The 19,536-nt window shown below is 36.8% G+C and carries 21 protein-coding genes and 1 riboswitch; of the genes, 5 read left to right on the top strand and 16 right to left on the bottom strand.

Annotated features, from left to right (window positions below):
* Positions 1-13: 13 nt before the first annotated feature.
* The 5 genes from spoIIIAD to J2S06_RS02290 all read right to left on the bottom strand — a co-directional run bounded on the left by spoIIIAD (position 14) and on the right by J2S06_RS02290 (position 2,434).
* Complete coding sequence (spoIIIAD, locus tag J2S06_RS02310) at positions 14-409, bottom strand: stage III sporulation protein AD (protein ID WP_419151446.1); 396 nt, start codon at positions 407-409, stop codon at positions 14-16.
* A gap of 16 nt (positions 410-425) precedes the next feature.
* The gene (spoIIIAC, locus tag J2S06_RS02305; RefSeq protein WP_044896377.1) at positions 426-632 is read right to left on the bottom strand and encodes a stage III sporulation protein AC; all 207 of its coding nucleotides are present in this window, start codon (positions 630-632) and stop codon (positions 426-428) included.
* A gap of 25 nt (positions 633-657) precedes the next feature.
* The gene (gene spoIIIAB / locus J2S06_RS02300; protein ID WP_044896376.1) at positions 658-1,173 is read right to left on the bottom strand and encodes a stage III sporulation protein SpoIIIAB; all 516 of its coding nucleotides are present in this window, start codon (positions 1,171-1,173) and stop codon (positions 658-660) included.
* Positions 1,170-2,093: a stage III sporulation protein AA gene (gene spoIIIAA, locus J2S06_RS02295; RefSeq protein WP_419151161.1), complete on the bottom strand. Its 924-nt coding sequence runs from the start codon at positions 2,091-2,093 to the stop codon at positions 1,170-1,172. The genes spoIIIAB and spoIIIAA overlap by 4 nt, the downstream gene beginning before the upstream one ends.
* A gap of 71 nt (positions 2,094-2,164) precedes the next feature.
* Positions 2,165-2,434, bottom strand: coding sequence for a YqhV family protein (locus tag J2S06_RS02290; protein WP_407638530.1), 270 nt, complete (start codon positions 2,432-2,434; stop codon positions 2,165-2,167).
* Between the two features lie 111 nt (positions 2,435-2,545).
* On the opposite strand from J2S06_RS02290, the gene J2S06_RS02285 reads away from it, so the two are divergent.
* The gene (locus J2S06_RS02285) at positions 2,546-2,683 is read left to right on the top strand and encodes a hypothetical protein (RefSeq protein WP_419151160.1); all 138 of its coding nucleotides are present in this window, start codon (positions 2,546-2,548) and stop codon (positions 2,681-2,683) included.
* A 59-nt stretch (positions 2,684-2,742) separates the two neighbouring features.
* Here J2S06_RS02285 and efp read toward each other — a convergent pair whose 3' ends face one another.
* The 4 genes from efp to J2S06_RS02265 all read right to left on the bottom strand — a co-directional run bounded on the left by efp (position 2,743) and on the right by J2S06_RS02265 (position 5,559).
* Positions 2,743-3,300 (bottom strand): elongation factor P, encoded by a 558-nt coding sequence (gene efp, locus J2S06_RS02280; protein ID WP_044896375.1) that lies wholly within the window; start codon positions 3,298-3,300, stop codon positions 2,743-2,745.
* Positions 3,301-3,383: 83 nt separating this feature from the next.
* Positions 3,384-4,451, bottom strand: a complete 1,068-nt coding sequence (locus J2S06_RS02275) for a M24 family metallopeptidase (RefSeq protein WP_044896374.1) — start codon at positions 4,449-4,451, stop codon at positions 3,384-3,386.
* Complete coding sequence (gene aroQ, locus J2S06_RS02270; protein ID WP_044896373.1) at positions 4,426-4,887, bottom strand: type II 3-dehydroquinate dehydratase; 462 nt, start codon at positions 4,885-4,887, stop codon at positions 4,426-4,428. Before aroQ ends, J2S06_RS02275 begins: the two co-directional genes overlap by 26 nt.
* 141 nt (positions 4,888-5,028) lie before the next feature.
* On the bottom strand, positions 5,029-5,559 hold the full coding sequence (locus J2S06_RS02265; RefSeq protein WP_419151159.1) for a YqhR family membrane protein: 531 nt from the start codon (positions 5,557-5,559) through the stop codon (positions 5,029-5,031).
* Between the two features lie 261 nt (positions 5,560-5,820).
* On the opposite strand from J2S06_RS02265, the gene J2S06_RS02260 reads away from it, so the two are divergent.
* Positions 5,821-6,756: a DUF1385 domain-containing protein gene (locus tag J2S06_RS02260; RefSeq protein WP_419151158.1), complete on the top strand. Its 936-nt coding sequence runs from the start codon at positions 5,821-5,823 to the stop codon at positions 6,754-6,756.
* Between the two features lie 70 nt (positions 6,757-6,826).
* Positions 6,827-7,204 carry an SA1362 family protein gene (locus J2S06_RS02255; protein WP_419151157.1) on the top strand — a complete coding sequence of 126 codons (378 nt, stop codon included), beginning with the start codon at positions 6,827-6,829 and terminating at the stop codon, positions 7,202-7,204.
* Between the two features lie 2 nt (positions 7,205-7,206).
* Here the strand turns inward: J2S06_RS02255 and J2S06_RS02250 are convergent, their stop codons facing one another.
* From J2S06_RS02250 to J2S06_RS02235, 4 genes are all read right to left on the bottom strand, one after another.
* Positions 7,207-8,085, bottom strand: coding sequence for a patatin-like phospholipase family protein (locus tag J2S06_RS02250; protein ID WP_419151156.1), 879 nt, complete (start codon positions 8,083-8,085; stop codon positions 7,207-7,209).
* Positions 8,086-8,308: 223 nt separating this feature from the next.
* Positions 8,309-8,737: a transcriptional regulator MntR gene (gene mntR, locus J2S06_RS02245; RefSeq protein ID WP_044896058.1), complete on the bottom strand. Its 429-nt coding sequence runs from the start codon at positions 8,735-8,737 to the stop codon at positions 8,309-8,311.
* Positions 8,738-8,882: 145 nt separating this feature from the next.
* Positions 8,883-11,444: a vitamin B12-dependent ribonucleotide reductase gene (locus J2S06_RS02240; RefSeq protein WP_419151155.1), complete on the bottom strand. Its 2,562-nt coding sequence runs from the start codon at positions 11,442-11,444 to the stop codon at positions 8,883-8,885.
* 448 nt (positions 11,445-11,892) lie between these two features.
* Complete coding sequence (locus J2S06_RS02235) at positions 11,893-12,729, bottom strand: lipoate--protein ligase family protein (protein ID WP_419151154.1); 837 nt, start codon at positions 12,727-12,729, stop codon at positions 11,893-11,895.
* 191 nt (positions 12,730-12,920) lie between these two features.
* Between J2S06_RS02235 and J2S06_RS02230 the strand changes: the two genes are divergently transcribed.
* Positions 12,921-13,295: a rhodanese-like domain-containing protein gene (locus J2S06_RS02230; protein WP_419151153.1), complete on the top strand. Its 375-nt coding sequence runs from the start codon at positions 12,921-12,923 to the stop codon at positions 13,293-13,295.
* Between the two features lie 68 nt (positions 13,296-13,363).
* Here J2S06_RS02230 and gcvPB read toward each other — a convergent pair whose 3' ends face one another.
* The 3 genes from gcvPB to gcvT are packed head-to-tail and all read right to left on the bottom strand — an operon-like array spanning position 13,364 to position 17,290.
* Positions 13,364-14,827, bottom strand: a complete 1,464-nt coding sequence (gene gcvPB, locus J2S06_RS02225; protein ID WP_044896054.1) for an aminomethyl-transferring glycine dehydrogenase subunit GcvPB — start codon at positions 14,825-14,827, stop codon at positions 13,364-13,366.
* Entirely contained in the window at positions 14,820-16,166 is a 1,347-nt protein-coding gene (gene gcvPA, locus J2S06_RS02220) for an aminomethyl-transferring glycine dehydrogenase subunit GcvPA (protein ID WP_419151152.1), read from the bottom strand. The genes gcvPB and gcvPA overlap by 8 nt, the downstream gene beginning before the upstream one ends.
* Positions 16,167-16,186: 20 nt before the next feature.
* Positions 16,187-17,290 carry a glycine cleavage system aminomethyltransferase GcvT gene (gcvT, locus tag J2S06_RS02215; RefSeq protein ID WP_044896052.1) on the bottom strand — a complete coding sequence of 368 codons (1,104 nt, stop codon included), beginning with the start codon at positions 17,288-17,290 and terminating at the stop codon, positions 16,187-16,189.
* 207 nt (positions 17,291-17,497) lie between these two features.
* A riboswitch (glycine riboswitch) is annotated at positions 17,498-17,589 on the bottom strand.
* Positions 17,590-17,870: 281 nt separating this feature from the next.
* Between gcvT and J2S06_RS02210 the strand changes: the two genes are divergently transcribed.
* Positions 17,871-19,535, top strand: coding sequence for a DEAD/DEAH box helicase (locus J2S06_RS02210; protein WP_419151151.1), 1,665 nt, complete (start codon positions 17,871-17,873; stop codon positions 19,533-19,535).
* Position 19,536 lies beyond the last annotated feature (1 nt).

Here is a 19,536-nt window from a genome sequence, read left to right as displayed (position 1 = left end):
CCCCCTTCATTCTTTACGCTTTTGGTATAAGGGCAATAATGGTTTGTATAATAACAGATATGATTGGGATTGCTAATGTTAAGATTAAAATTTTTCCGCTAAGTTCAATTTTAGAGGCAATCGCTCCTTGTCCTGCATCTTTAGCTATTTGAGCACCGAATTCTGCAATATAAGCTATACCAATAATTTTCAAAATGGTCTCTACATACATAAGATTCACACTAGCATTTTGAGCAACTGTTTCAATCATCCGAATTATGCCTGTAATGCGGTCCATTAATAAAAGAAAAATGACACAGCCTACAAATACTACGAGCAAGACGGCAAATGTCGGCTTTTGCTCATCTACGATTAAGGCAAGAAAGGTGGCAATCATACCTAGTGAGACAATTTGAATAATTATATCGATTGTATTGCCACCTCCTTCATCCCTGGAAAAGAAAAACGGATTTTATTTTTTGGAATAAATCATCAACAATCGTAGCTACCATAAATAAGATATATATAAATCCAAGGAGTGTGACCCATTGAGCGTATTCTTTTTTCCCCATTTGGTCTAATATGGTATGAAGAAATGCAACGATAATACCTATTCCTGCAATTTGAAAAATTGTATTGACATCAACACCCATATTTGGATCCCCCTAGCTTCTATAGCTACATCAATAAAATCACAATGAGCAATCCTGATAAAAACCCTAAACTTTTCACCATTTTTTCATACCGACGCTGTACGTCAAACGCCTCTTGTTCTTCACGTTCTAAATGTAGTAGAGCTAATCGAATATGTTTTTGCTGAGAAATAAGATCGTGCTGACCAAGCGTTTCCCCAAATTGCTTTAAAATTTCTAATTCACCCTGCTTTAATGCCGTTAGCCTCCATACATCTTGTAAGCTGGCTTCCCAAGCTTCTTTCACACTCATTTTCCCTTCTGCTAGTTTTTGTGAAAAATATTTAAACAACCACGATAATGGTTTGGATATTTGATTCGAAATATGTTCTGAAGCATCTTTTAATGGAGTATGTCCATACATTATTTCTGCTTCTAAGGCAGAGAGTGCTACTTTCAATTGTCGCAGCTGTTTCGTTCGTTCACTTAAATGTTTTGACGCCTCAAATCCTATCCAAGTTGTTGCGAGCAATATGCATGTTGCACCCATAAGTTTGATCATGATGGTTTCACACTCGCTTTTAAATAAAGATCTTGTCTGTTTTGATCAAATATTTTCAAAATGGTACCAGGTCCATTTTGACATGAAAGTTGTATGTAACGATCAAAAATTTGTTCTTTGAATAAATCGCTTAGAGTTGGCCGTAATAATAGATCTTCAAGGCATTCTCCATGGGCCGTCACAAATATTTGTACACCAGAATGGATGGCTTCCATTAATGCATCAACATCTTCTCGTCTTCCGATTTCATCAGCAACAATGACATTCGGGCTCATGGAACGAATCATCATCATCATTCCTTCCGCTTTTGGACATCCATCCAAAACATCAACACGTATTCCAAAATGATGTTGCGGGATACCCTTCACACTTCCAGCAATTTCAGATCTTTCATCAACAATTCCCACTTTTTGTGCGGGAATGTTTTTCGTACCAGTACTAATTAATCGTGCAAAATCTCGCAATAAAGTTGTTTTCCCTGTTTGTGGAGGCCCAAAAATTAATGTATTTAACCAGCGATTTTGATATACAAATGGTAGATAGGGGTTGGCGCTTCCTATTTTTTCTCTGGCAATTCGAATATTAAATGAAGTCACATTGCGGATGATTTTCACTTTCCCGCTTTCTGTAATCACTTTGCCGGCAAGACCAATACGATGTCCTCCGGATATCGTTATATAGCCGCGCTTTAACTCTTCCTCCAATGTATAAATAGAATATTGGCTCATTTTATTTAAGATCGTTAAGCAATCTTCATATGTCGTTCGATAAGAAAGAAATTTAGGACTTCCTTTTGCGATCAATTCAACCGGTTTTAAAACCCGTATACGGATTTCCTCTAATTCTTCTAAAAAAAAGGAAGGAAGACATTGAATTTCCTCTTTCACAACGTCAGGTAAAAAAAAGAATATTTCGTCCAACATTCTCCCCCCCTCTTGACATGAATTGTTACTTCCAATGTATGCTAGCTTGGACACAATATGACCATTCTTTATTTGAAAATGCCAAATAAAATAAAACACACTCCAATAAAGATCAAAACTAGTTTTGAATAGGATAATTGATCAGCTAGTTGAAAAACACCAATTGTCATCGTAATGATAAAAATAAACGGTCCGATCATCGCTAAAATTGAATTTATTGCGACCGCCTTTTTCACGTTGTTCGTCAATAGTATAAGAATAGCCGCAATAAGCTCTATCATAGAGGAAAGAAAACGAAGTCCCGCCATAGAGAAAACTGCTGGATCCAATTTATTCAATTTGGGACCTCCTTCATTGTCTTTACTTTAGTAAAATGTATGAGCAACGAACATAAAACATGTAAAGAAATTAAAACTTTAAAGTATACTAAATAATGGGGGTGGGGATATTTGTTTATACATATTTATGAGGGATTACAGTGGTTAGTTGGTTTTTCTGTTTATGTGATATTGCCATTTTATGTATATCGAAAAGTGCAAAAAAGAAAAAAGGTGTCGCTTGCTTGGACAGTCGAAAAGCTATGGTAAAGCAACAATCTTTTAGAAAAGAGCCAAAAATAAAAACCCCTTATTTAGGGGTTTTGCAATTAAGCACGAGATACATATGTTCCGTCGGCAGTATTAATAACTAAAACATCTCCTTCATTCACGAAGAATGGCACTTGAACAACAAGACCTGTTTCTAACGTAGCTGGTTTAGAACCACCAGATGCTGTATCTCCTTTAATGCCAGGTTCTGTTTCAGTTACCGTTAACTCAACAGTATTTGGTAAATCAATACCGATCGTTTCACCTTGGAACATCATTATATGTACTTCCATGTTTTCCTTTAAAAATTTTAATTCATGTTCGATTTGGGAGCTGCTTAGTTCAATTTGCTCATATGTTTCTGTATCCATAAATACATGCTGGTCACCATTTGCGTATAAATATTGCATTTTACGTGTGTCGATTTGCGCACGAGCTACTTTTTCACCAGCACGGAACGTTTTCTCTTGGATCGCTCCTGTACGCAAGTTACGTAATTTTGAACGGACAAAAGCAGCTCCTTTTCCTGGTTTTACGTGTTGAAAATCCAGTACTCTCCAAATTCCACCATCGACTTCAATGGTTAAACCAGTTCGAAAATCGTTAACAGAAATCATAAAATATCCTCCTATAATAGATTTTATAAGTACGAAGCACAACTGTCTACATCGTATCGTCCATACGACTCATGTCCGTTTAGTTATAAAATGATTAATTCCTTCGATGAATGAGTAAGTGATTCATTTCCTGTAGCTGTTAATACTGTGTCATCCTCTATTCGTACGCCACCTTTTCCAGGTAGATAAATTCCCGGTTCGACCGTCACAACCATTCCAGGTTCTAAAACAATATCAGAACGAACAGATAATGTTGGGCCTTCATGTACTTCTAAGCCAATTCCATGCCCTGTTGAATGTCCGAAATAGTCACCATATCCCTTTTCCGTTATGTATTCTCTAGTCAGTTGATCTGCTTGTCTTCCAGTCATTCCTGGCTTGATGTTTTTCATTCCACAAAGCTGTGCTTCTAATACAATTTGATAAATCTTTTTCAGTTCTTGATCAGGTTCACCGACAGCAATTGTTCGAGTAATATCGGAGCAATATCCTTTATAATACGCTCCAAAGTCCAAGGTAACAAGCTCTCCTTTTTCAATGACTTTTTCGCTGGCAACACCGTGCGGCAATGCGGAGCGGTATCCTGATGCAACAATGATGTCAAAAGAGGATGAACTAGCACCATGTTTACGCATATATAATTCGAGTTCATTAGCTACTTCAATCTCTTTGAGCCCTGGACGGATAAAATTTAATATATGAGAAAAAGCTGCATCGGCAATTTCAGCTGCTTCCTTTAATATCTTAATCTCTTCGTTCGTCTTAATCAAGCGTAACTTTTCAACTGCATTGGAAACAGGCACAAGCTGTATATTTTCTAAAACTTTTTCGTAAATCTTATAATCGGAATAGGTCATGTCCCTCTCTTCAAATCCAAGCTTTTTTATACCAATTTTATTAGCTTGGATTGCCACTTCGTGAGCGATCATTCCTTTATGCTCTACTATTTCAAAGCCTTTTACTTGTTCCTCTGCCTGTTTGACGTAACGAAAATCGGTAATAAAGACAGAATGACTCTTAGCTATTAACGCCACACCAGCCGTTCCTGTAAACCCTGTCATGTAACGTCTATTGTAGGAATTGGTGATTAACAGGCCATCAATTCCAAGTTCTTCAAGACGTTCTCTAATTTTCTGTAATTTCACCTTCATTCCCCCTTATATGATGGATTAATGCTTGTGCAGCTAGTTGATATCCATAAAAGCCAAATCCTACGATTTGACCGATCGTTGCAGGTGCTGTTACAGAATGATGTCGAAATGACTCTCGATTATGGACATTTGAAATGTGAACTTCTACGACTGGAATCGAGACACTACTAATCGCATCCCGTATGGCATAACTATAATGTGTAAAAGCACCAGGATTTAAAATAATGCCATCAAAACGTTCTTCAGCATCGTGAATGGCATCAATTACATCCCCTTCATGGTTCGATTGAAAAAAGGAAAACTGAACCTTTTCGTTTTTTGAAAATTGGCATAAATCTTCTTCTAAATCTTTTAACGTTTTCTTCCCATATACTGCCGGTTCGCGAACACCAAGTCGATTTAAATTCGGACCATTCAGCACAAGAATTTTCACCATTTTTGACACCTTTCCTAATAGATTCTATCTTCTTCCATTTGTATAATAATAAAACTTTTATAGAGAATTGATATATAGGAAACGAAAAAAGAATGTTCAATCAAAGAACATTCTACCATAACCTTATAAAACAAAACATCCTTATTGTTTCTTGACAGTTAATTCGTTATGTTCAAAGGAAATGGAGTATCCAACAAACACACCAAATAAAATAAACATACATATGGATGTAACATTTGTATTGACATCCAATTTTGTAAAAGAGTCTAAATTTGGAAATATCGGTGTTAACACATAAAAAACGAATACCCACAGAACAACACCAAACAAGATACCTGACCACAATGACAAAAATTTTTTTAAAGTTACATAATACAAAAGGGCTACAAGAATCGACATAAGGCCATTTAGCAATATCCCAATAACATTTCCAATTGTATCGTATTTCCAGTCTCCGACAGCAAATGGTGTTAAAATGAGATTAGGACTAATTTTCGTAAAATGAAATATGTAGGCTATATAACCGATAAAACTCCAAAAAACTCCACCAACAAAACCTATCAACATCACTTTTGCAAAAATAGACATCGGTGGTTCTTTTTGATTTTGTTCTAGTTTTTGATTTTCTTTTCCTTCCTCACGAGCTTTTTCAACATTCTGCAGATCGGTCATGTTCATCACCTCCACTTATATTATGTCCATTTCCATCAAAATTGATGTTTCAGTCAATCCGCGTATTTTTTATATTTTCTTTATTTTGGTTGATTAAACATAAACGACTTAGGGTATAGTGATAAAAACGTGAATTTCCTTAATTCTAGTATGAAGAACACATCAATCTAGAGGTTTTCAGAGCTTTTATGTAGAATAAATAACATAAAGAAAATGCCATGATAAACATATACTTATATTGGGATAGGTAGGTTGATGTACATGACAACAGAGAAAAAGATTACTTATGGTGGGCAGGCTGTTATAGAAGGGGTAATGTTCGGAGGAAAGAATCATTACGTCACGGCGATTCGTCGACAAGATCAATCTATTGATTTTTTTCATACACCCCGAAAACAAAATCCTACCATTGCTAAGTTAAAAAAAATCCCCTTTATTCGTGGAGTTATGGCCATTATTGAAGCTAGTGCAAACGGTTCAAAACATCTTCAATTCTCTTCCGAACGGTACGATGTTGATCCGAAAGATGACGATAACATCGCTGATCAAAAAGAGTCTAGACTATCGATGGTTTTAGGGGTTGCCGCTGTAGGTGTTTTATCGTTTATTTTTGGGAAATTTATTTTTACGCTTATTCCAGTTTTTTTAGCTGCTTTATTTCTTCCGATTATTTCAAGTGATATTGGCCAAATATTGTTGGAAAGTTTTTTTAAACTAATTTTGTTATTAGGGTACATTTATATGATCTCGTTAACACCTTTAATTAAACGAGTTTTTCAGTATCATGGCGCTGAACATAAAGTCATTAATGCCTATGAAAATAATGTGCCTTTAACTATTGAACATGTTCGGCAGCAGTCAAGATTACATTATCGTTGCGGCTCTAGCTTTATATTATTTACCGTTATTGTTGGGGTCTTTATTTACATGCTTGTACCTACAGAACCATTGTACTTGAGAATTTTGAATCGTTTAGCCCTCATACCAGTAGTTCTTGGGGTTTCTTTTGAAGTGCTGCAATTAACAAACAAGCTTCGTCATAAACCACTATTTAAATATCTTGGTTATCCAGGTTTATGGCTGCAGCTGTTAACAACTAAAGAGCCGACAGACGATCAAATTGAAGTTGCTATCGCCAGTTTTCATAAACTGTTACATTTAGAGGAAAAAAACAAAAATACAGAACAGATTGTGTAAGGAGAATCCGCAACTTATCTGTTGTTTTTTAATAAGCTATTGTATAACGATATACGGGAGGTGGACTTTGATGAACCGTTATCGTATTCATCCGATTTTCTACTTAATCCTTTCTATTGCCATTTTAGGCTTTGCCTATCAGTTAATCGTTCAGCCAATGGAGCTCATAAAAGAATTCATCATCTGGGCAATAGTTCTTGGGGTTATTATCTTCATCTATCGAATCGCTACAAGAAATCGAATGAATAGTGAATATTCTGCTTTTTTGAAAGCGGCCAAGAAGTCCAAACGAAGATATAAAAATCGAGCAGCTTCAAATCCATTAAAAAAAGGAAAGCAATACGGAAAGACTTCAAAATCTGCCATTTTGAAAAAGAAAAGAGATCACTCCCATCTTACCGTTATTGAAGGCAAAAAAAATAAAAAGAAAAATGGGACACTATTTTAACATCAATAGGACCACCTACGAAAAAATTGTTCTGTTCTACTTTTTCCTAGCTGGATGAGCTCTTTCTTTTTTTCTTCCGTCAAATGAAATTCGGTTGAAAGGGCATTTTCAACTGGAATGAAAACGATGTTCCGTTCATGCTTCGTGGCAATGTGCCGAGCATCATGCGCATCTTTCATCGTTTCAAATAAAGCACCAAACATTTCAAAAGCATTTGAAATCTTATGTTTTGGCCTCTCCTCTTCTCTAGCGCTGAGTTTCACTCCGAGGACAGGTCTTTTTTTTGGGGTTTGGTCAAATAACCAAATTGGAAAATTACTTAAAACACCACCGTCAACGACCATACTAATTCCACCTTTACTTTTTAAGCGGACAGGCTCAAAAAAGTATGGCAAACTACAACTCATTCTCACTGCTCTCGCCACAGAAAAATTTTCAGGGTTTATGTCATAAATAGCGAGATCATCGGGTAAAACAATCATTTTTCCATATGTTAAATCAGAGGCGATTACACGTAAAGCCCCTTTTTTTAAATCAGCAAAAGTCGTAACCCCTTTTGCCTTTAATTTTTCGTGCAGCCAATTTTCTAAATTCTCCCCTTTATACAAACCCATTTTCCAATAGATTGTTAACCACTTCATGATCTTGGAAGGGATCAACGTTTTTCTTTCATCTAAAAAAAATTTTAAATCGATCGATTCCATGATATTGAAAACTTCATTGCTTGTATATCCTGCTGCAATAAAAGCGGCAAGAATGGAGCCGGCGCTTGTTCCTGCTACTCGGACAAAACGAATGCCCTGTTCTTCAATCGCTTGATAAGCTCCTATTAAGGCAAATCCTTTTATACCACCACCTGAAAAAACACCATCGATATACATCACTTCTCCCCTTTTCTTTCCATCTTTTTATCTATTGTAAGAGTTTCCTCCTTCCTTTAGACCATTTTTCATTTCCCTTGTTAAATAAAGAAAGCTCGGTGTTTGCCGAGTTTTTTAAGCGGATTAAAACCATAGCCTAACGATGCCAATAAAATTGGCTGCTGCTGCCATGATATAATTTTTTGCCAAATAAAAAAACAGTACGAATCTTCGTGTACTGTTTTTATCCATTTTCTATTTCATTGCGACGCTGTACTTGCCGTAACATTTCGATGCGATCTTTATCTTCTTCAAAATATTGAACTAAATCACCGATTCGATCAATCGCATTCCAGCTTAAGTGATGTTCAATTCCTTCAACATCATTGTATATATTATTTTCATCAACACCAATGATCCGCATAAACTGTTCGAGCAGTTCATGGCGATATACGAGTCGTTTCCCTATTTTTTTTCCTTTAGAGGTTAAAACGAGTCCACGATATTTTTCATAAATTAAATACTCATCTTTATCAAGCTTTTGCACCATTTTCGTAACAGAAGAAGGATGAACAGACAAAGCTTCAGCTATATCTGAAACACGCGCATACCCTTTTTCTTCTATTAATAAATAAATTTGTTCGATATAATCTTCCATGCTTGGTGTTGGCATGTAGCTTCCTCCAATACTTACAATCAAACGTTCGATTTAGAAAATCATTACAAGTTTACACTAGTTTTATTAAAATAGCAAGGTATCCCAAGAACAAGTCTGAAGAAAAAATTAGGGCTGAACAAGCTTCAGCCCTAATCATTTGCTATAAACCACATTTTAGTTGTGCGCCACAATTTGTACAAGTGTTACATCCACCAATTTCTTCTACTGTACCCTCGCGGCATACAGGGCATGTATTCCCAATTTCATTTCCAAATGTTACATCTGTGGAACGGAGATCTTGAACGGTATTCATTAAAACAACTTTCCCTTTATTATCTTTCATTTCGACTTGGTGATCGTCTTCAAACGTGTTTTCTTCCGCCTTTAAACTTAATACTTGTGTATCACGACTACCGTCTACATAAACGGTGCCGCCTTTTGCCCCACCTTTATACAGACGTTCATATACTTTCTTTACTTGGTCTACTGTATATCCTTTTGGTGCATTTACAGTCTTGCTAATGGAGCTGTCAATCCAACGTTGAATCACACATTGTACATCTGCATGTGCTTCTGGTGTTAAATCCATTGCAGATACAAACCAATGTGGCAAATTATTTGGATCAGCTTCCGGATGTTCATTTAAATACTCCTGAACGATATCTGCTTTCACTTCAATGAATTTTCCGAGACGTCCACTTCTGAAGTAAGAGAAAGAGAAATATGGTTCGAGACCAGTTGACACTCCTACCATTGTACCCGTACTACCTGTTGGAGCAACTGTTAATAAATGGGAGTTGCGAATACCATATTTTTTGATACCTTCACGAATGTCTTCTGGCATTTTCTTCATATAACCTGTATGAATAAATGCCTCACGTAAACGTTTCGTTTCTTCTTCCGTTTCCCCAACTAAAAACGGGAAGCTACCTTTTTCTTTTGCTAACTCAATAGAAGCTCTATAAGCCGTCGTGGCAATCGTTTCAAAAATTTTATCAACAAGTTTATTACCTTCTTCAGAGCCGTATTCTGTTTCACAATAAATTAATAAATCGTGCAAGCCCATTACCCCTAAGCCGATGCGTCTTTCTCCAAGTGCCTGTTTTTTATTTTCCTCTAAGAAATAAGGTGTGGAGTCAATGACATTATCTTGCATTCTCACTCCGACTTCAACCGTGCGCTTTAATTGATCAAAATCAACCGTTTTATTTTTCTTATCCGCCATTTGAGCAAGATTGACTGCTGCTAAATTACATACACTATAAGGTGCAAGCGGCTGTTCACCACAAGGGTTTGTGGCAACGACTTTTTGTCCATATGCTTTTGCGTTTGTCATCTCATTTGCATTATCGATGAAGAAGATTCCAGGTTCTGCCGAATAAGTTGCACAAATGTTAATTAAGTTCCATAATTCTCTCGCTTTTATTTTGCGATATGTGCGCACTTTATATCCCATTTTTTCCCATTCGCGGACATCTCCGACTTCATGCCACTTTTCGTTATAAATTTTCATTTCCTCTTCATCATAGCTTTCTACGTCAGGAAAGCGCAATTCGTACTCCGCATCTTCTTCCACTGCTTGCATAAATTCGTTTGTGATGCAAACAGAGATGTTCGCACCAGTTAAAAAGTCAGGATTATGAACAGTATATGTGCCGCCTAAACGAAGCTTTAATTCAGCATCTTTAATAATTTTTTCAGAAAAGCCTCCTCGACCTGGTACGTTTTTAAAGTTCACAATCCCTTGATACATTTCACGCTCTTGCTCGGAAAGCGGCTTAAACTTTAATTTATCTTCAGCAGCTTTCTTTATTCCTTCGTCATTTGTATTTTCAATTAAATAACGAAGAATACGCGGATTTTGCATCTTAGAAACGATAAACTCAATGATGTCAGGATGCCAATCTGCTAACATAATCATTTGCGCTCCACGGCGTGAACCACCTTGTTCAACAAGATGGGTGAGCTTGGCAATATCATCTAACCAAGAAACGGAACCAGAGGATTTACCATTCACACCACGAGCAAGAGTGTTACGTGGTCGTAGTGTCGAACCATTTGTTCCTACACCTCCGCCACGGCTCATAATTTCCATGACCTGTTTACGGTGTTCAGAAATTCCTTCTCGTGAATCTTTTATAAACGGCATGACATAACAATTAAAATACGTAACGTCTGTCCCGGATCCAGCACCATAAAGGACACGGCCAGCAGGAATAAAGTTTAATTTGACTAATTCTTCATAAAATTTTTCAAACCATTCCTGCCGCTTCTCCTCTGTTTTTTCAACGGCAGACAATCCTGTTGCATTTCGCTTGGCAATTTGTTCATAGTAAATTTCTAGCGGTTTTTCAATGACATCTAATGAGCGAACAATAATGCCAGACTCAGCTTCCTCTGGATGATCTAGCGTATGACGAAACTCTTCCTCTACTTGCACTTTTGCTTTTTTGCTTTCCCAATCGATTTCTAAAATATATCCTAAACCACGTGCTGGAAATTTTGGATCTTCTTTAATTGTTAAAACGACAAAGTCTCCCTCAGTTAATGTAATTTTTTCCGTATCTTTAAAGGCATAACGATCCAGCATGACAAGTCGAGATACACCTTTATGGGTAATATGCATATCCTCCGTTATCGGATGTACTTGAGGAAATATGCTAATATCTTTATTCAACTTGTCCACGTCAATTTTTAATTGCTCATTTAGCCCAACAGTCATTTCTTCAACTCCCTTAAATGTTATGTACTTGATATAAATTATCATATTGATGACAGAAATTCAACTATATATAGTATGATAGAACAAACGTTCTACAATATTTTGTATTTTAGGTCGAGTTCTTCAAAAAAGTCAAATCAATAACTTAATAAAAATGAATGGAAAATGAAGAAATACCAAGGAAAAAGTTCAATAAATGACCATTTTCAACAAATTCAAAGCTTGTCATTATGAAAATATACGTAAATCCATATGTTTCAATGGATCGATTGTATTTGGGCAAAAAAAAACTTCTTAAAAACCCAAGGATGTTTTCGTAAACTTTGTTGCTTTTCAACACACGCTATAAGCGTGACATAGCAAGCGTATCGCTTGCTTAACAGTCGAAAAGCTATAATTTTTAAGAAATAAGCCGAACCCAAAAAGAATAAGCGACCACGGATGCCGCTTATCTTTTGAAATTCCATTGATCGGATTCATATTTTTCTTTCGCAAGCTTTTCAACATAAGCCAGCTGTTCATCTGACAATGAATATGGCTTAAGCGAAATATTTAATCCCTTTTCAAATCCCTTTCGAAAAGCTTCCCAAGCTTCCGCAAACGAAACAGGGGGTGTTTTGAGCTCATTTATTGCCACCGCTTTATTTTTAAAATTACGTTTAAGCCTTTCTTTCACACGATCATTCGGATATTTAAACAAGCTAAATAATAAATCTTCATCTAGTTCTAGCAAAATTGAACCGTGCTGGAGGATCACCCCTTTTTGCCGTGTTTGAGCACTACCTGCGACTTTGCGACCTTCTACAACTAATTCATACCAAGAAGGGGAGTCAAAACAAACCGATGATCGTGGATTTTTAATGTCTTCTTTTTCTGCCTCCGTTTTAGGTATCGCAAAATAAGCATCAAGACCGAGAAAACGAAATCCTTCCAATATTCCCTCTGAAATGACGCGGTACGCTTCTGTCACAGACATTGGCATTTTCGGATGTTTTTCTGAAACAATGACACTGTATGTTAACTCTTGATCATGAAGGACGCCGCGTCCACCAGTTGGACGGCGAACAAAGCCTAAACCAGCTTTTTTTACGGCTTCTAAGTCGATTTCTTTTTCTATTTTTTGGAAATAACCGACTGATAAGGTTGGTGGATTCCAACCGTAAAAACGAATGGTCGGTTCTATTTTTCCTTCACTATGCCATTCTAATAACGCTTCATCAAGTGCCATATTAAAGCTAGGTGAACAAAATCCAGAATCAATAAAATTCCAAACTTCTTTTATCATAATAAAAACCCTCTTTAATGATGTTGTACGATATTTAGTCTATCAAAAACAAAAAAGTTTGCAAATGATTCAATCGCTAAAAGGAATGACATTTAGAAATACCTTTATTATAATAGAATTTGTCTAATTATCGTTTTAAACATTCTTTATCCATATAGACATACATCATTCATAAAAGGAGTGCAAATGGCATGGAGTGGATTCTCATCATTCTCGGAGCAGTTATCGTTTATTCCGTAGTGATATACTTTTATCAGCGTAGGATCATGAAAACATTATCAGAAGAAGAGTTTAAAGCTGGCTACAGAAAAGCTCAATTAATAGATGTTCGTGAACCGAATGAATTTGAAGGAGGCCACATATTAGGAGCGAGAAATATTCCTCTATCACAATTACGTCATCGTTATAAAGAAATTCGTCCAGATAAGCCAGTTTATTTATATTGTCAAAATAGTGTTCGAAGTGGACGCGCCGCCCAACTATTAAAAAGAAAAGGCTACAATGATATTTACAATTTAAAAGGTGGATTTAAAAAGTGGACTGGAAAAATTAAGGTTGGAAAATAAGTTTGGCTGTCCAGTGTCCGACTCCAAACAAGAGGTCAGACGCTATTGGGACAGCCTCTTTCATTGATTTATATTTCTTGTTGATATCTTAATATCGGCTTTCTAGCAGCTGTTGTTTCATCTAGTCGCTTGACAACAGTTGTATGAGGTGCTTCTTGGACAATTTCTGGATTTTCTTCTGCTTCTTTCGCAATTTGAATCATGGCATTTATAAATGCATCTAACGTTTCTTTCGATTCCGTTTCAGTCGGTTCAATCATCATACATTCTTCTACATTTAACGGGAAGTAAATGGTAGGTGGATGATATCCGAAATCGAGCAGCCGCTTCGCAATATCCAACGTTCGAACACCAAGTTTTTTCTGACGTTTACCAGATAACACGAATTCATGCTTACAATGACGATCATATGGTAAATCGAAATATGGAGCAAGCTTTCTCATCAAATAATTCGCATTTAACACCGCATACTCCGTAACCGCTGTTAAGCCTTCAGGTCCCATTGTCCGAATATACGTATAGGCACGAACATTAATGCCGAAGTTTCCATAAAACGGTTTGACGCGACCGATTGACTGTGGACGGTCATAATCGAAGATAAAACGATCGTTTCTCTTTATGAGTACTGGTTTTGGCAAAAACGGAATTAAATCGGCTTTTACCCCAACAGGTCCGGATCCTGGTCCTCCCCCGCCGTGCGGGCCTGTAAAGGTTTTATGAAGGTTTAAATGTACAACATCAAACCCCATATCACCTGGGCGAGCTTTACTTAAAACGGCATTCAAATTCGCTCCATCGTAATAAAGCTTGCCGCCTGCTTCGTGAACAATTTGCGCCATTTCTAAAATATTTTCTTCAAACAATCCGAGTGTATTTGGATTTGTGAGCATTAATGCCGCTGTATCATCACCAACAACACGCTTTAAATCTTCTAAATCAACAAGACCATTCTCATCAGATTTTACCGTTATGGTTTCAAAACCAGCTACTGTGGCAGATGCCGGATTTGTTCCGTGAGCTGAGTCTGGTACAATCACTTTTGTCCGTTTTGTATCTCCGTTTGCTTCATGAAAAGCACGGATCATCATTAATCCCGTCCACTCACCGTGGGCACCAGCAGCCGGCTGCAATGTTACTTCATCCATCCCCGTAATTTCCTTCAAATGCTCCTGTAAATCATACATAAGCTCCATTGCGCCCTGCACGGTTTCTTCATCTTGCAGTGGATGAATATGGGCAAAACCAGGCATACGGGCGACATTTTCATTCACTTTTGGATTGTATTTCATCGTGCAAGATCCTAATGGATAAAATCCTGAATCTACCCCATGATTTCGTTTTGATAATGCTGTATAATGGCGCATAATATCTAACTCAGATACTTCAGGCAGCTCTGGCTCTTTTTCTCGTATATATTCATTTGGTATAAGCTTTTCAATAGAAGCTTCAGGGATGTCGAGTTCAGGTAAGCTATAGCCAATACGCCCAGGTTTACTTAATTCAAAAATTAACGGTTGATCTTGTTTATGCATGGTGATCCCCCAATTCTTTTATAAATGTGTCAATTTCTTCTTTTGTTCTAAGTTCTGTAACAGCGATTAACATATGATTTTCAAGTTCTGGGTAATCACGACCTAAGTCATAACCACCGATGATTCCTTTTTGTAAAAGCTTTTGATTAATCTCTTTTATTGGTTGATTAAAGCGAACAACAAATTCATTAAAGCTTGGTCCATTAAAGGCGATTTCAATCCCATTTTCCATCATCAATTTCTTAGCGTAGTTAGCCTTTTGAATATTTTGGATAGCCATTTCTTTGACACCTTTTTTTCCTAACGCAGTCATACAAACAGACGCAGCAAGTGCATTTAATGCTTGATTAGAGCAAATGTTAGAGGTTGCTTTATCTCGACGAATGTGCTGCTCGCGAGCTTGTAATGTTAAAACAAAACCGCGGCGGCCATCCTCATCTGTCGTTTGCCCAACTAAACGCCCAGGTACTTTACGCATCAATGTTTTCGATACGGCAAAATATCCACAATGCGGCCCCCCAAAGGACGTTGGAATACCAAATGGTTGAGCATCCCCTACGACGATATCTGCTCCAAACTCTCCAGGCGGTGTTAATACTCCTAGTGCCAGTGGGTTTGCTGAAACGATAAACATGCTTTTTCCAGTGTGAGCAATTGGTTCAATATCCTTTAATGGCTCTATTTGCCCAAAGAAATTCGGATATTGAATGATAACGGCAGCAACCTCTTCATTCATTCGTTTTTTTAATTCATCTATGTCCGTTACACCATCTTTGATCGGAATTTCAAATACTTCAATGTTTTGACCTTTCGCATATGTTTTAAGAACAGCGCGAGATTCAGGGTGTACAGCTTTTGATACAAGCACCTTCTTCTTTTTTGTTTGCCCAGCTGCAAGCATTGCTGCTTCTGCAAGTGCCGTTCCACCATCGTACATGGAGGAGTTGGCAATCTCCATTCCTGTCAATTCACAAATCATTGTTTGGAACTCAAAAATGGCTTGAAGCTCACCTTGAGAAATTTCTGGCTGATAAGGTGTATAGGCCGTATAAAATTCAGAACGAGAAATGACATGATCAACAATGACAGGAATGTAATGATCATACACACCCGCTCCTAAAAAGGATACATATGTTTTAAAGTCTTTATTTTTTGCAGCTAGTATAGATAACTCTTTCAATAATTCTGTTTCAGATTTTGCCTTTTTGATATTGTATTCACGCTTAAAGCGTACCTCTTTTGGAATGTCTTTAAAAAGGTCGTCTATGCTTTCCACACCGATTGCTTCCAGCATCGCCTTTTTATCTTCTTCTGTCATGGGTAAATAACGATGTTTCATAACATTAACCCTCTTTTCCTTTAGTTTCTTTCACGTTTATAAAAAGGTGTTTTCACCACTTTGGCTTTCAGGCGCTTTTTACGTACTTGAACCTCTACTTCAGTACCTATATCCGCATATTCTCTTTTCATTAAGACTAATCCAATATTTTTCTTTAATGTTGGTGATTGCGTACCTGTTGTCACTTCACCAACAAGCTCTTCTCCAACATAAACAGGATAACCGTGACGCGGAATCCCTTTATCAATCATTTCAATGCCGACTAGCTTTCTAAAAGTTCCCTTTTCTTTTTGCTCTTTTAACACTTTTTGACCAATAAACTCTACTTCTTTATCTGTTTTGACAGCAAATCCGATACCAGCTTCAATTGGGGTAATATCTTTTGATAATTCTTGACCATAAAGTGGCAAAGTCGCTTCAAAGCGCAATGTATCCCTAGCTCCTAATCCACATGGGATGACCCCTTCTTCTTTCCCTGCTGCTAAAATTAAATCCCATAACATCACAGCATCTTCTGAAGGACAATAAATTTCAAATCCATCTTCCCCTGTATATCCTGTACGAGAAACTAACGCTTTAACTCCTTTTAGATCGACATTGTCTTGAAATTTAAAAAATTTGATCTCGGAAAGTGCTGTTGTCGTTAACTTTTGTAAAACCTTTTCTGCTAGGGGTCCTTGTAATGCAAGTTGAGCCGTTTCATCAGATATATTTTCGAGCTTGACATCCCCAAACTGGTGTGATGTTAACCAATCAAAATCCTTTTCAATATTTGCAGCATTCACGACAAGTAAATAGTCATTTTCCCCTTTTCGGTAGACGAGTAAATCATCAACAGTTCCGCCGTTTTCGTAACACATGGCTGTATATTGAGCGCCACCATCTTTTATTTTTGATACATCATTTGTCAGGACTTTTTGCAAAAAATTCAAACTATCTGTTCCTTTAACCTCGATTTCTCCCATATGTGATACGTCAAATAATCCAGCTTTTGTACGAACTGCTTCATGTTCTTCTTTAATAGAAGAAAATTGAACGGGCAACTCCCACCCACCAAAGTCAATTGTTTTAGCACCATATTTTGCATATACCTCAAAAAGAGGTGTTCGCTTTAATGTACACATAATGAAACCTCCTATACAACGATTAAAACGAGAACCTTCAATTCATTGTTTCCATTTGAGAAAAAAGAAAACCAGAACAAAGCAACCAACACGATTCCCTTTGGTTTCGTGTTTAAGGTCGTCTCTGTCCTGGCACCTGAAAGTTTACCTTCTAATTGAAGGTTTTCCCCTTTGGTGGTTTGCTTATGCAAACACTCTCCAGAGCTGCGTCAAACAAGAGTCTTTTTGCCTGAGAGATTCACATTACGTTTGCTCCTTCGGCGCCCCAATGATATCGGAGTCTCTCCCCTTGCCCTCATCCGCACATATTTTTCTTTGAAATGGAAAACATAAAAATGGACTATTCGACAATTTCCATTAGCACGGAAAACAGAAAAGTAAGCATTTTAATAACTTTCTTACTTATTAACATCCTATCATCTTCTTCCGATTTGAGCAATCTTATTTTTCTTAACAAATAATATTCTTTTATATTATAATGTTCGATTTTTAATCATTATTACTCATAATTTTTGTGAATAAAAAATTATTTTATGATTTATTTAGGAACAATAACCGATTTCGGAAAGGGCTGTCAATCATGAATGTTGAAATCCAAATGGACCAACAATGGCAAGAGGAATTTTTAAAAAGAATGGAAGAGGATGGGCCATGGGGAAATTGGGATTTATATAAACTTGCTTATGAAGTTTCTCATCATTTAGCGATTCCAACATTTGAAGGTTTACAGGCGCCAAAACATCTACAAAATTTCACCCCGCTCCCTCACCAATTAGAAGTTGCTCAAAGAGTTGTAGAACAAATGAATGGAAAAGCGATATTAGCTGATGAAGTTGGGCTCGGGAAAACGATTGAAGCCGGACTTATTTTAAAAGAATATATGATACGGGGGCTAGTAAAGAAAGTACTCATTTTAGTGCCTGCCTCCCTCGTTTCTCAGTGGGTCAAAGAATTGAATGAAAAATTTTATATTCCTGCCGTTGAGCAGAAAAAAAGCTATGTATGGGACCAATGTGACGTTGTCGTTTCATCACTAGACACAGCAAAACGGGAACCGCATAAATCGATAATATATGAACAAGATTATGACATCGTGATCATTGATGAAGCACATAAATTAAAAAATCGAAAAACGAAAAACTATGAGTTTGTGCAAAATTTAAAAAAGAAATTTTGCCTCCTTTTGACGGCCACCCCTATTCAAAACCGTATCGAAGAAATTTTTAATCTCGTATCTTTATTAAAGCCTGGTCATTTAGGAAATGAAAAATATTTTACAGAAGTTTTTTCTGCCAAAAAACGTCATGTTGAGCAAGACGAGTATTTACGTGAACTCATGAATAAAGTGATGATTCGTAACAGACGTTCAGATACCGGTATTTCATGGACAAAACGCCATGTAAAAAGTATCATCATTGATTTTTCAGAGTCCGAACGAGCATTGTATGATGCGATTTCCCGCCTACGTAATGGATATAAAAATCAAGCAGGTGTATTTTCGATCATCACGCTTCAGCGTGAAACCTGTTCGAGCCGTGAAGCCGTTTACATGTCATTAAAAAAAATGTTAGAGAAATCTGAGGGAGAAAAGACCTTGCCATCTAAAAAAATACAAGAACTCATGAAATATGTCGATCAAGTCACACAAAATTCCAAAGCTTTAAAGGCTTTAGAGCTAATTCAAAACATTAACGATAAGGTTATCATTTTTACTGAATACCGTGCGACTCAACTTTATTTACAATGGTTTTTAAAGCAACACGGGATTCAGTCAGTCCCTTTCCAAGGTGGATTTAAGAGGGGCAAAAAAGATTGGATGAAAGATTTATTTAAAAACCATGCACAAGTATTAATTGCTACTGAAGCTGGCGGTGAAGGAATCAACTTGCAATTTTGCAACCATATTATTAATTATGATTTGCCGTGGAATCCAATGCGGCTTGAGCAAAGAATTGGACGAATTCATCGTTTTGGACAAGATCGAGATGTATTTATTTATAATATGGCCACGAAAAATACAGTTGAAGAGCATATACTCACATTATTGTATGAAAAAATACAATTATTTGAACGAGTCATTGGGGAACTTGATGATATTTTGACAAGGTTGGAAATCAATAATTTGGAAGATTATCTTCACGACATTGTCTTTCATTCACAATCAGAAGGGGAAATGAAGATCAAAATGGATAATTTATCATCCGTTATTCACTTCGGTCTTAATCATCAAAAACGGGATGCTTAGA

The sequence above is a fragment of the Bacillus alveayuensis genome (assembly GCA_030812955.1).
GTDB classification, from domain to species: domain Bacteria; phylum Bacillota; class Bacilli; order Bacillales; family Aeribacillaceae; genus Bacillus_CB; species Bacillus_CB alveayuensis.
The sequence above is the reverse complement of the archived record's forward strand: the minus strand, read 5'-3'. Positions and strand labels throughout refer to the sequence as shown.